Raw genomic sequence first — 13,079 nt, 5'->3', positions numbered from 1 at the left:
TTAGGAATAAATTCAGCGCAAAGGGGAGTATGAGGGAAGCTTCCCTCATACTCCCCCTCAATAAAATAATATAAATAGTGGATTACTGAGAGTATATTCTTCATACACAAACTTCTTGACACAACCTTTTTAAATAATATTGAGGCCTTATTTTCGCGAACATTTTTATCTTTTCGCGAGTAAAATCTATTTTTCGCGAATAACCTTATTTTTTCGCGAACATTTACTGGATACCGCGCGTATCTTTCTGAAGTCGCGAATAAAAAAGGCGTTCGCGAATAAGCAGATTCATTCCCCCCTATTGAATTAACATCAACACATTCTAACAGAATATAATTAAGAAAGCACTACAGAGATACAATTCTCCGTAGTGCTTTCCTTCTATCTGAGAAAAGTGCCGTTCGCCACTCCCCCCTGTTGTGAAACAGAGTTTCTAAAGAAGAGACATCCGTTGCGCTCTCGACCTATCTCACAAAAGAACCGTTCACTTCTTGTCAATACTATGAAATAAGATTATTCGTGGAGTGACAAACCCCCTCCAACTCCCGAATTGCTCTACCGACATCCTCTGAAGTAATCGTTCCAATTGGCATGACATGGATCGATTCGCTTGGGTGCGTGGCTTTTTCGGCAATCCGTGTAATCTTAGCTTCATCGATTTCTGTTACCCCTAATTCAAGGAGCGAAATGGGAAGTCCCAGCCTTTGATAGAAAGGAAGCAATTTCTCTATTTCCTCCCATTTCTTTTCTAGTACGAGTTGAATCAGAATTCCATAGGCTACTTTATCTCCATGCAGAGCATGATGGGTTTCCTCAAGCACAGTTAGGCCATTATGAATCGCATGAGCTCCAGCAATTCTTCCATAATGGTCGCCAAATCCACCGACCATTCCTCCTAGCATGATAATCGTTTCGGCAACCTTCACAAAGTCTTCATTAAGTACTTCACTTCTCGCTGCTTGAATTGCTCCTTCAGCATGCTGCAGCAAAACCTCCTTGCATTGCTTGGCCGCGTAATGAGAAATCTGCAGAGCAATTGGTTTATCCGGGATAACTGCCATTTGCACATCGGCTTCATACCACTTAGCCAATGTATCGCCAATTCCGGCAATCAAAAGCTCGACAGGTGCTGTAATTAAAATACGCGGATCGACAAGAACAAGACTTGCCCCGACCGGATAGACATCAAACCGAATAAACGTCCCTTGTTCATCATAAATCACACTGATTGGCGTCCACGGTGAACAATTTGACGCAAGAGTCGGAATTAAAACAGATGGCTTCTTCACCAAATGAGTAACCGCCTTAACCAGATCTAATACCTTTCCGCCGCCAACTCCAATCACTCCATCAAATTTCTGATTGGTAACCAGCTCCACCAGATGATCGATTTCTGTTAAAGAGCATTCTCCACTATATGAATACTCTGAATAAGAAACGTCCGCAAAGACCGGCCAGAAGGGCTTGGCCGCATTCCAAGACTTCTCGCCATGCACGACCAACACCTTTCGAAGACCTCTTTCTAATAATTTTCCTTCTAACTCATTTAAAACTCCCGCCAACAATACGTATTCACTTGGTGCCCCATGAACTGAAAAAGCTTCCATGAACTTCACTCTTTTCTTATTTTGAAAAATAGATTTCGATAACCCGTTACCGCCTCAAGCCATTATTTCATCCAATCAGGCTTTCCAAATCCTTTGAAATCACTATCAATTACTTTTTCAAATTCAGGTGATTGAATGACTGCCTTCAAGTCTTTCGCAAATTGCGCATCGACATTATCGGTTTTGATAGCTACTATATTGCGATAATCATCCGGCATGTTTTCTAACACTAAAGCACTAAGTAAATCCATTTTTGCGGCTAAAGCAAAGTTTCCAGGAATCGCTGCTAAATCAGTGCTTTCCACAGAACGAGGAAGCTGCCCTGCTTCAATCGGTTGGAATTTTAAGTTTTTCTTATTGACCGTTACGTCCTTCTCAGAAACCGTAAGCGGATCTGCATTTTTATCAATTTCAACTAAACCTTGATCTTTTAAAATATTAAAGGCTCTTGCCGCATTGGTTGGGTCATTAGGAATCGCAATCGTTGCGCCATCTTTTACATCGTCTAAAGATTTATAGCTATTAGAATAAATACCCATTGGTGCTGTTGGAACAATGATTAATCCGGTTAAGTCCATATGATTTTCTTTTTCAAAGTTTTCGAGATAAATCGTATGCTGGAATAAATTCGCTTGAATATCCCCTTTGTCGAGTGCTTTATTTGGTTGAATATAATCACTAAATTCAACGAGCTGAACCTTATATCCCTTTTTCTCCATTCCCGGAATAATCGCTTTTTTGACCATGTCACTATACGGACCAGCCGTTGCCCCAATCTTGATTTCCTTTGTATCCTTATCCACCTTGCCGCTTGCACTGCTATCTTTGCTTCCACAAGCCGCTAATGCTGTAACGCCTATAATTAAAATAAAAGCCAGTAACCATTTTTTCATGAATATTTCCTTCTTTCCAAAAATTTTTAACGTTTGTCTACTGCTTTAGCGATAAAGTCGCCTAATATTTGAATCAATTGGACAAATATAATTAAAATGAGAACGGTGGCAATCATAATCGTATTATCATAACGATAATACCCAAAGCGAATCGCTAAATCGCCAATTCCGCCGCCACCGACAACTCCTGCCATTGCAGAAAATCCAACCAAGCTAATAAGCGTCAAGGTAACCCCTGAGATAATCCCAGATTTTGCCTCTAGAAGGAGGACATCTTTTATGATCATCCAAGGAGTCGCTCCGACTGAAATTGCGGCTTCGATAACACCCTTATCAATTTCCCGAAAAGACGTTTCAATAATTCTGGCAAAAAAGGGAATCGCCGCAACCGAAAGAGATACACTAGCCGCAACGGGTCCGATCGTCGTATGTACGAGAAAATTGGTTAGGGGAATTAAGGCAACCAATAAAATAATAAAAGGAATCGAGCGAATCAAATTAACGACAAACCCTAATACGACGCGAATCACACGATTTTCCATGAAAAGGCCCTTATCGGTAACATATAAAAAGATGCCAATTGGGAGACCCACCAAGACCGCCACCAACAAGGAAATGGAAATCATCAAAATCGTTTGCAGGAAGGCTTGGTTGATATCAGGAATCAGTTCAATGAGATGGTTGAAGTCTATGCCCATGTCGTAACACCTCCACTTGTGCTGATTGTTCCTCAATAAAGCGAATGGCCTTATCGATTTCTTCTGGTTCACCCTTTATTTCCATGATAAAAATTCCTAATGGCGCCTCCTGAATATATTCAATCGATCCATGAAGGAAGTTACCATTTACCTGAAATGCCTTTAAAGTATTCGAAATAACACCCTCTCCAGCGACTTCCCCTTTAAAGATGACCTTTATAATCGCTCCTTCGCATCGATCCAAAATTTCTTTTGGTATATCAAAGGAAACAATACTACTAATAAACTCGTGGGTTAAGTCGGTTTTGGGGTTAGCAAAAACATCATATACTGAACCTTCCTCAATCACCTTCCCTGTCTGCATAATTGCCATCCGATCACAAATTTCTTTTACAACATTCATCTCGTGAGTAATGAGGACAATCGTAATATTTAGTTCTTTATTAATTTTTTTCAATAAACGTAAAATCGATTTCGTTGTCGTTGGATCAAGAGCGGATGTCGCTTCATCGCATAAGAGAACTGTCGGATTATTCGCAAGCGCCCTAGCAATCGCCACCCGTTGTTTCTGTCCGCCACTTAGCTGTGATGGATACACATCCCGCTTATCCAAAAGTCCCACCATATCAAGCAATTCTTCCACTCTTCCCTTAATTTGGCTCTTCGGCACCTTTGCTGCTTTAAGGGAGAAGGCAATATTTTCAAAGATTGTTTTCTGGCTGATTAAATAGAAATGTTGAAAAATCATTCCAATTTTCAACCTCGCTTGCCGCAGCTTTTTATCAGAAAGCGCCGCTAAGTTCACCCCATCCACTGTGATCTTTCCTGAAGTCGGTCGCTCCAGTAGATTGATACAGCGAAGCAAGGAGCTCTTCCCCGCACCGGAGTATCCGACAATTCCATAAATCTCCCCTTCCTGAATCGTCAAGGACACCTCATCCACTCCGCGAACCTGTCCTTTCTTTGTTTGATAAACCTTTGTCAGATTTTCAATTTCAATCATGAACGAACCTCCCTCCATCTCGCTGATTGTCATAAAAAAAATGCTCCTTTCAACTGAAAGAGCATCGATTTTAAACATATCTATGCTTATCTTTCAGAATGAAAGTCATTCTGTGGGAATTGGCACCTTCCCTAAAAAGGGGGTTGCCGGACGTCATAGGGCCCAACCCTCGGTCACTCTTGATAAGTTATTTTATTAGTAAATTAATAAAGTAAGTAAAGTTTACTAACATACGATAATTCTGTCAATTAGCTATTTTGAATCCCCATTAAATGAATGCGATTACAATGTGATAAGGTAGCTATTTTAGGAAAAGAAAAAATTTTTTTAAATTACAGGCACCATCCAACTTTTCTCGAAAAAAGCGCAAAAAAATAACCCTGCCTAGTTTTGTTTTGAACTGGCAGGGTTACGGTTTCACTTCTGTTAGGAAATCCGTGGTCATCACGTCCTTTTTTATAGGGTGGCTATTTTACTGTATTCACTTATTTGCTCCATGGTCAAATGCTTTACAAATTGATGGATGCTAACCCACTCTACCCCATTGTTTTCACAAGCCGTTTTGTAATACTCATAAGCCTTCTGATACATATCCATTTTGGTTTCCCCTTCCACGCTGTTATATAACAAGTTTTAATATTTAAAATTAATATATAACAGATAGATGTGTTGGTCAATACTTTTTTTTAAAAAGCATGGGGACGGTTCGTTCCTTGCTTCTTTCAAAGAGATTGACGAAAGGACACCAAAACCAAATCAACTACTCTATCAGCAAAATCCCTCGAATCCGTACTATTCATGTAAAAAGGACATGATCCATTATTGCTCAGTCAGCATTATTTATAATTGCCAATATTGGAATTAAACTTAGCAAATAAATGAACATGCTAAAGAGTCCTATATACACAGTGACGATCAGCGCAATAAAAAAAGAAGGCTTAAACTAAAAGCTATTCTTTATTATCGCCCTAAAAGCATGAAACAAAGCACCTGTTTCCAAGGCCCTACATACGATCAACAAATTTATGAAATACTAAAAAAAAATGGTGGATGGTGAAACACGATGATTAATAAGTTAATTCTCTGGATATTGTTTATTGCTCCATGGTTTTGTTTTTTATGAAAAGGGAAGGAATCAAACGGTATATTCCCGTTACCATATTTACTGCATTATTAGTAACGATTATTTACGAATTAGCTTATACATATAAATGGTGGGAATTAAAAGTGACCATAGTACCATGGGGATATATAACAAATGTGAGCTACGCCTATGGATCCTTTCTAATTGGGACCATGTGGATTTTCTATTTTACCTTCAAAAAATTTTGGCTGTTTCTAGTGGCCAATATTATAGCCGATGGGATAGATGCCTTTTTAATAAGAGAATTTATGGAATTAAGAGGCATTATTCACTACATTAACTTGAGCAATTGGAACTTATTCATTGTAATGGTTGCACTATCTCTCATTGCCTTTGGTTTTCAAGTTTGGCAGGAGAAAACATTTAAGCTGAAAGAATCTGGAACATAGAGAGAATCCTATTCCAGCCCAAAAAGATAGAAACAAGTAGTAGGGGTTCGGGTTCCACAAAAAAGCCTCTTTCCTTTTAAACCATACAAAAAATGAGAAATTTTTATATAACTTTAAATATTATCTCTCGCAAGAAAATGAGAAAGACTGTTTCACTCCATTTTAGTATCACCCACTTCAGTCAAAATTTCCGGGCTTAAACCACATTAAAATTAAGTGTCTAGGTAGCAAAAAAACAAGAAAAGGAGCTGTCTCAACCAAGATCCATCTCCTTTCCTTTTATAAAATGACAAAGAGGCAGTCGTCACGATCTATCTGCTGGGAAAAATCTCCCCTCTCCAGAGCCTTTTTTCAGTCCTTCCCAACATTTCAAGAATGAGATGTGATGCTTGTCCTTGTATCATCCTGAAGATTGCGAATTTTCACAATATAAGTTAAAGTAATAAAAAGATAAATTCCCAGTGTAATACTAGTAATCATAATCGACGTGGTGAAAATGACGCCAATTAGAATAAGAATCAACGTAATGATGGCAAACCAAGTAGTATAAGGAAACCATTTTACATGATAGCCCGAAACATTTGGCTGCTGTTTACGTGATTTTAAATGAGCTAAGGCAATAATCAGCCAAATAAATAGAACGGTATAGCCTAAAGACCCCATTAAATAATCAAATGTTTTACTTCCTGCAAATAGGGAGATCAACACACCTATATAAAGAGAAGAGGTGCACATTAAAATCGAATAAATAGGGACCCTCTTTTTTGACAGTTTCGCAAAAATTTGCGGAACCCGCCCGTCTACCGCTTGAGTGTATAATACACGGGATGAGCCATAAAGACCAGAGTTCATGGATGAAATAATAGCTAATAAAATGACTGCATTCATAATGTGATCTGCTCCGGGAATGCCTATCATCTTAAACACCAAAACGAAAGGACTTTCCTGGACGGCATTTACTTGATTCCATGGGATTAAACTCACAATGATAAAGAAAGGGAAAAGGTAAAAAGCAATAATTCGTGTCAATGTACTGCGAACCGCTTTTGGTACCACCTTCTCAGGATCCTTCGTTTCTGCTAAAGTTACGCCAATAATTTCGGTCCCGCCATAAGAGTAAATAACAACAAGCATTGCCGTAATTAATCCACCTGGTCCATGAGGAAATAGTCCGCCATGCCCTGTTAAATTGGAAAAGCCAGGAGCTGAGTGTTGGCCAAATGAGACAAATAAAAGCACTAAACCGGCCAAAATAAAAATGATAATGACACTTATTTTGATTAAAGCAAGCCAGTATTCTGTTTCTGCAAAGATTTTAACAGACAGCAGATTGACGATTGTAATTAAAACAGAAACGGATAATGCTAGCATCCAAATCGGATAGCTAGGAAACCAATATTGCAGAAAAATCGCGGCAACTACTGCTTCCGCAGCAATATTTAACACCCACATTTTCCAATAAATCCAATCTAAAAAATACGCAGGAAAATGCCCCAAAGTTGACTGAACCAGATCTCGAAATGTCCTTGCTTTACTATTGCGAACGGCCATTTCCGCTAAGCCCTGCATAATAAATAATAAAATAATTCCGCCAATCAGATAGGCAATAATAACAGAAGGGCCGGCCATATCAATTGCTGAACTGCTTCCTTTAAATAGTCCGGCACCAATGCTTCCTCCTAAGGCCATCATCATAATATGGCGTGAGGTCATGCTTCGTTGCAAGCTCTCGTTGTTACTTTTCATAAATCCTACCTCCATTTTTCCTTAAGAAATTCTTACGTCTACTGGCCGACTTATGCCCACCAAAGACTAGTTGCATATAAAATAGAAAAGGCTCATCGTCTTTAATCTCACCATAAAATGAGAAAAGAGACGATAAGCCTATAGCTAACCGCGGTACCACTCTTGTTGATCCTTTTGAACCCTGCTTTTTAGACCTTTTAACGGAGGTTAACCGTCAAGACATTGGAAACGTCGATACATTCCTTTTGTCAAGCAGCTCCAGGGCGAGTTCAAAGCGATCATAGACTGCGTCACACCAACCCGCAGCTCTCTGCTCCTATTCCATCAGCTTTTACTACTCCCGTTCCTAGCTTTTAAAAAATTTTAAGATATTGGAAAGTTCTAAATTAATACATATCACTATATATGCTGAAAATTCTTTTGTCAATGACATAAGTTCCATTCAAAGATACATAGGGACAAGTTCCTCATTTTATCCCAAGTAACGTTTAATTAACAAAAACAAAGGAAAGGACATGTCTCAATCAAGATCCACCTCCTTTCCTTTTCAAATTGGGACAAGAAACCTGTCCCTGCGCCTCTTCATCCTTGAATCTTTGCCCAAGTAATGTTGAAAGCCAGTTTCCAAACAGTACTCAGATAAATGATGGCAATCGCCAGGTATAGATAGATTCCATAGGGAAACAAAGTGCTGACATAATGAAGGCCGGCAAAAATTAGAACAACCAGCATTAAACCGATTAGAATTGCTAGGTTACTGTTTTGATTGTATTGATCAAAAGACTCCGAAAAAGGAATTGCTTTTTTAAGAATCATAAAACAAATGACCGCATACGTGCATGCATTTATAAAGATTACGATTAGATCCGGAAGAACCCTTATTCCAAAAAATGCAATAAAAAAGATACTTAAAAGTAAATAAACCGGTAAATATAAGTTGAAAACAAACGCCTTTATCGTACCGCTAAACAATGGTTTCAGTTGTTTTAAGGGGGCAGCTTTGTAAATCCACGCACCCTTATATTTTCCTGAATATTTCAAAAAAACCATGATTGTCGGGATAATGATCAAGCTAAAGTAAATCGATAGGTACGATTTCCTAGTAGGTAATTGATCAAAATTGAGATGAAAGTTATTCATGATCCAGAGAAAAGGAATCACGATGGAAAAGCCTAATGATGGATAGACCTTCAACTTAAAATCCCGTTCATTTTTCATCATTAAACCGGCAAATCGAAAAAAGGCCCTTTCTTCAGATGAGGGACAAATCACTCTAAACAGCTTTTGCTTTAGCTTACTGCGCTTATTTTCTCTTGCTTTCCCATGATAAGCAAGCTTTTGCAGATTTTGCTCGAAAACGGGAATACATTTTACATAAACCCAGATGGATAGGAGAGGCATCACGACCCCTAAGGTTGAAAATAAAAGCGAAAAGGGATGAAAGTCACCGTTCATAACCATTTCCGTATTTGCCCCATACCACATTGGAAAAACCAATACCTGCCACCAATGCATTTTAAGCGAAATAGTGAAATTAATAAACTCAAAGGAGCGGACAAGCAATTGATATCCAATCATAATTCCAAGTGACAAACCAATTTGGACATAATTTATGATATCCTTTAATTTTTCCCCATCGAAAAATCGTAAAATAAACAAATAGATGAGTGCTGTTAACACGACGATAAACAAGTCAATGAGAATGATATTAAGAACTGAAACAAGGAAAAACAAGAAACCATTTTTGACAAGTCCAACAATCAAAGGGATTCCGACAAGCGCAATGGATATAAAAGAGAGATAAATAGAAACATGCACCATTTTCGCCATGCTAATCGTTTTTCTATCAACTGGCTTTGGAAACAAGATATTTCTATCACGAATGTCTAGTAAAACAGAAGAAAAATCGGATATCATAGATGTCATGACAAAAAAGGTAAAAATCCCATAAAAGAGACTCATATTAAACAGATAATGATTACCCATAAATATAAAAGGAATCATAAACAGGCTGAATAAAACATAAATCCATAATGATTTTATATACTGATTGCTAGTTTCTTTACTTTTCTTTTTTGCATTTTGTGAGAAAATAGTAGGTACACGCCTGCTATCCATCGTTAACTTTACTTGTAAAATTCTTCTCATGATCTTGTAGTCTATGCCAAATCCGTGAAAGATCCTCTCAAATCGATCCAATAGCTTCAAAGTGCGAAAATCCTGCATCCCTCACATCTCCCTTACAATTGAGACAAATCTTGCACCAATTTCTTTATGCTCCGTAAATCCTGTAAGTTGGTTAAAAATTTGTTCAAGTGAGCCTTCCGTATTTTGCTGTTTTAACTCTGCAAAAGTACCGTCTGCAGCAATTTTTCCGTCATGCAGGAGAATAATGCGGCTGCTTATTTTTTCAACCACATCCATTATATGAGAAGAATAAAAAATCGTTTTCCCCTGTGCGGCAAGTTGAATCATAATTTCTTTGAAAATCATCACACTGTTCGCGTCCAAACCATTGATGGGTTCATCGAAAAACAAAAGCTCCGGATTATGTAACAGACTCGAAATTATTAATAGCTTTTGCCGCATTCCTTTTGAGTAAGAAGCAATTCGAGAATGATAGACTTCCCCTATGCCAAATAGCTCCATTAAGCTTTTGGCTTTATAATCAGCGAGATCAAAATCAAGGCCATACAATTCGCCAATAAAGGTTAAATATTCGTGGCCGGTTAAATTGTCATATAGCTCAGCGACTTCCGGCACATAGCCAATCTTCCTTTTATACTCCATATTTCCATCAGAAATATCCTGACCAAAGATTTTTACCTCACCAGAATAGTCATCTTCAATGCCTAGCATAATTTTAACGGTGGTGCTTTTTCCGGCCCCATTTGGACCGATATACCCAATAATTTCCCCTCTCTTCACTTGAAGCGACACGCTATTTAAGACAGCTTTTGGACCATATCTTTTTTTCAAGTCTTTAATCACTAATATTTCTTCCATTAGCTTCAACTCCGTTTTTTCCAGTTATTCTCTTTTTAGTATAACATTAACTTCTTTTGTGGGACAGGTCCTGCGTTCCAATCAGAAAAAAAGCAGTCAACCAATACGGTCGACCACTCACTATTACTGCTTTTCTGAAAATGAATAATTAGGAAGCTAGGGGGGCGGTTCCTTGCTTCCTTTAAAAAGGAAGCAGAGAACCCCCTGTTTCTTTCTTAAATACCTCTCTAATTATGTTAATGACCAATTCTGGATTTTCCAGATGAATGGAATGACCATTATCTGTTTTAATTTGCGTTGTATTATTTGACAAATTGCAAAGAAGTTTTTGGTGTTCAACCCAAGTTGGATCACTATTATTAGAACTTAGGATCCATATAGGTAATTCCTTATTTATGGGTTTAGAATTAGCAACTTGTTTTGCAGATTTTTCGCTATGTATAAATTCTTTATATACTGCTTCAAACATTTTGGGATTATAACCTATATAATTAATGGCTTTTTGAAAAGGCTCTGGTAATTGTTTTCTGCCTACCGGTTGCTTAAAAAGTCTAGGGAGCCCTAGCCCAGATGTTATATACCCTAATCGAAATAAATTAAAATTTTTTTGATGACTCCTTTTTCGGACCTCGTCCCATTCTTTGCTTATATACCTATTCTCATGTACTGCATCAATTAGAATTAATGCCGCTACTTTTTCTGGGTATTTACTTGCAAAAAGCCTCATATTTAATCCACCAAATGAATGTCCGACTAAAATATAAGGCGGATAAATTACTAGTTTCTCTAATACTTGTGTTAAGTCATCAACTACTTCCTCACTAGTATTCATACCTTTTGTAGGAGTACTCCAACCGTAACCTGCTCTATCAAATGAAACAACCCTAGTAAACTTTGAAATCTCTGGCTGAATATAGTACCAATCAATTGAGCAGCAGCTTAAGCCCGCATCAAATATTACAGTAGGTTTTGAGTCTTCGTTTCCGGAAACGATCGTATGTATTTTTCTCTCGTTTACTTCAACCAATTGCCCTAATTCACTTACCTTATTTTTTTCATTTATAAACATATTTGTTAACGTGAAAGGAAATCCAATTATTGATAGCCCCTTTTTTAAAATATAATCTATATTCATGTGTTACCTCCTGTTACCTCTATATTTTTGTGCAGGAAAATAATACCATTTTATACTACTTGCTCTTTAAGTGGAAAAGTTTCTTCAAATCCTATTCCATTCTAATTATTGGATTAGTCACTTACAATTTTACAAGAAAAGACATATTTTGTATGTTTTTCAGAAAAATAATGATGACTATCCCCAAAAATCTTTTTTTAGTAATTTTTTCGAGATTCCCTTGAAGATTCAATCAAACGTTTGATGAACAAAGACAAAGGAGGTGGATCTATCTCAATTAAGATCCACCTCCTTTCCTTTTCAAATTGGGACAAGGAACCTGTCCCTGCGTCTCTTTAGAAACTTATTGGTCATTAAGGACGTATAATTATTAACAGAAAATTTCTTAGAAAGGAGGAACTCATAGTGCCTACTTGTCAAAACTGCGGAAAAAAGTGGTCTTGGTTTGATTCGATAAAGAAATTATTAACGTTTCGTAAAAGTATGAAATGTAATCACTGTGGGAAAATCCAATATCAAAGTGTGTCTTCGAGAAATACGATATCTTTAATAGTTTTATTACCTATTATCACCATACCATTTACTGTAATGTTTGATTTATCCCTTTTTTCTGTACTACTCTTGGAAATTGCCTTAATCCTTGTAGCTCTGTTTGTAATGCCATTATTTCTGAAATTAACTAATAATGAAGAACCATTATGGTGAAAAGGAGACTGCACCAGAAAGTCTCCTTTTTTATATCCCTCATATCAACATTATTGTTTAACATAGCCTTAATAAAAAAGACATCCTCCATCATCTTTCATATATAATAAAGCGATTAACCAACGTACTGCAAACTATTTTGCAAATAACTTTTCCATAATCATTACATCGACAAAATGGTCGTCTAATTTTCCTTGATTCTTAAAAATACCGACTTCTCGATAACCTCTTTTTCTATATAAACCCTGCCCTAATTCATTGAATGGGAATGTAAAAAGAATCATTTTATTAAATTGATTCTTCATCGCTATATGCTCGATTTCTCTTAAAAGAAAAGAGCCAATTCCTCTTCCCCTAAAAGATCTTTTTATGTAAATCGACAATTCTGCAACTCCATCATAGGCACATCGATTAGAGTAACGATTTAGCGATGCCCAACCAACAACTTCGTGATCATCCTCGGCAACAATGACCGCGTATCGTTGGTTATGATTGATCTCAAACCAATTTTGCATGTAATTCAAGTCCTTGAGATTTTCTTCTAAGGTAGCAATTTTATCCTCAATCCCTTCATTATAAATATCGAGAATTTGCTTTAAGTCATTTTTTGTAGCGTTCCGTATATTTATATGAGTTTCCATCACCAATCTCCCCTATCTCTTTTTATTAATCTTATTATATAAAATTATTTTCATTTTGAGAATAAAAAATATTGCATTTTGCAAATAAATATCATATAAATAATTTAGAGGT

12 protein-coding genes, 1 riboswitch and 1 other annotated feature are annotated in these 13,079 nt (G+C 37.1%); of the genes, 2 read left to right on the top strand and 10 right to left on the bottom strand.

Translation table 11 applies throughout. From position 1 onward, the window contains the following. Positions 1-500 precede the first annotated feature (500 nt). From ACE38V_RS20170 to ACE38V_RS20150, 5 genes are all read right to left on the bottom strand, one after another. Positions 501-1,607: an iron-containing alcohol dehydrogenase family protein gene (locus ACE38V_RS20170; protein ID WP_375844153.1), complete on the bottom strand. Its 1,107-nt coding sequence runs from the start codon at positions 1,605-1,607 to the stop codon at positions 501-503. A 62-nt stretch (positions 1,608-1,669) separates the two neighbouring features. Next, the gene (locus tag ACE38V_RS20165; protein WP_375844151.1) at positions 1,670-2,500 is read right to left on the bottom strand and encodes a MetQ/NlpA family ABC transporter substrate-binding protein; all 831 of its coding nucleotides are present in this window, start codon (positions 2,498-2,500) and stop codon (positions 1,670-1,672) included. A gap of 26 nt (positions 2,501-2,526) precedes the next feature. Then, positions 2,527-3,198, bottom strand: coding sequence for a methionine ABC transporter permease (locus tag ACE38V_RS20160; RefSeq protein WP_375844149.1), 672 nt, complete (start codon positions 3,196-3,198; stop codon positions 2,527-2,529). Next, a complete protein-coding gene (locus ACE38V_RS20155) occupies positions 3,170-4,201 on the bottom strand; it encodes a methionine ABC transporter ATP-binding protein (protein ID WP_375844147.1) in 1,032 nt (343 codons plus the stop codon). Before ACE38V_RS20155 ends, ACE38V_RS20160 begins: the two co-directional genes overlap by 29 nt. Before the next feature lie 83 nt (positions 4,202-4,284). Then, positions 4,285-4,390: riboswitch (SAM riboswitch) on the bottom strand. Positions 4,391-4,657: 267 nt separating this feature from the next. Beyond that, on the bottom strand, positions 4,658-4,798 hold the full coding sequence (locus ACE38V_RS20150) for a hypothetical protein (protein ID WP_375844145.1): 141 nt from the start codon (positions 4,796-4,798) through the stop codon (positions 4,658-4,660). A gap of 522 nt (positions 4,799-5,320) precedes the next feature. Between ACE38V_RS20150 and ACE38V_RS20145 the strand changes: the two genes are divergently transcribed. Continuing rightward, complete coding sequence (locus ACE38V_RS20145) at positions 5,321-5,734, top strand: hypothetical protein (RefSeq protein ID WP_375844143.1); 414 nt, start codon at positions 5,321-5,323, stop codon at positions 5,732-5,734. A 369-nt stretch (positions 5,735-6,103) separates the two neighbouring features. On the opposite strand, the gene ACE38V_RS20140 is transcribed toward ACE38V_RS20145, so the two are convergent. The 4 genes from ACE38V_RS20140 to ACE38V_RS20125 form a co-directional block, all read right to left on the bottom strand. Next, the gene (locus ACE38V_RS20140; RefSeq protein ID WP_375844141.1) at positions 6,104-7,480 is read right to left on the bottom strand and encodes an amino acid permease; all 1,377 of its coding nucleotides are present in this window, start codon (positions 7,478-7,480) and stop codon (positions 6,104-6,106) included. Positions 7,481-7,602: 122 nt separating this feature from the next. Then, positions 7,603-7,837 (bottom strand) — a binding site (T-box leader). 225 nt (positions 7,838-8,062) lie between these two features. Further along, a complete protein-coding gene (locus tag ACE38V_RS20135; protein ID WP_375844140.1) occupies positions 8,063-9,706 on the bottom strand; it encodes a hypothetical protein in 1,644 nt (547 codons plus the stop codon). Positions 9,707-9,709: 3 nt separating this feature from the next. Continuing rightward, complete coding sequence (locus tag ACE38V_RS20130; protein WP_375844138.1) at positions 9,710-10,486, bottom strand: ABC transporter ATP-binding protein; 777 nt, start codon at positions 10,484-10,486, stop codon at positions 9,710-9,712. A gap of 181 nt (positions 10,487-10,667) precedes the next feature. Continuing rightward, on the bottom strand, positions 10,668-11,621 hold the full coding sequence (locus ACE38V_RS20125) for an alpha/beta fold hydrolase (RefSeq protein WP_375844136.1): 954 nt from the start codon (positions 11,619-11,621) through the stop codon (positions 10,668-10,670). Positions 11,622-12,026: 405 nt separating this feature from the next. On the opposite strand from ACE38V_RS20125, the gene ACE38V_RS20120 reads away from it, so the two are divergent. Next, entirely contained in the window at positions 12,027-12,326 is a 300-nt protein-coding gene (locus ACE38V_RS20120; protein ID WP_375844134.1) for a TIGR04104 family putative zinc finger protein, read from the top strand. Between the two features lie 134 nt (positions 12,327-12,460). On the opposite strand, the gene ACE38V_RS20115 is transcribed toward ACE38V_RS20120, so the two are convergent. After that, positions 12,461-12,967 carry an arsinothricin resistance N-acetyltransferase ArsN1 family A gene (locus tag ACE38V_RS20115; protein WP_375844132.1) on the bottom strand — a complete coding sequence of 169 codons (507 nt, stop codon included), beginning with the start codon at positions 12,965-12,967 and terminating at the stop codon, positions 12,461-12,463. Between the last annotated feature and the right edge of the window lie 112 nt (positions 12,968-13,079).

It is taken from the genome of Cytobacillus sp. Hz8, assembly GCF_042263505.1.
GTDB lineage: Bacteria > Bacillota > Bacilli > Bacillales > Cytobacillaceae > Bacillus_BE.
This window is presented reverse-complemented; position numbering and strand designations above follow the sequence as displayed.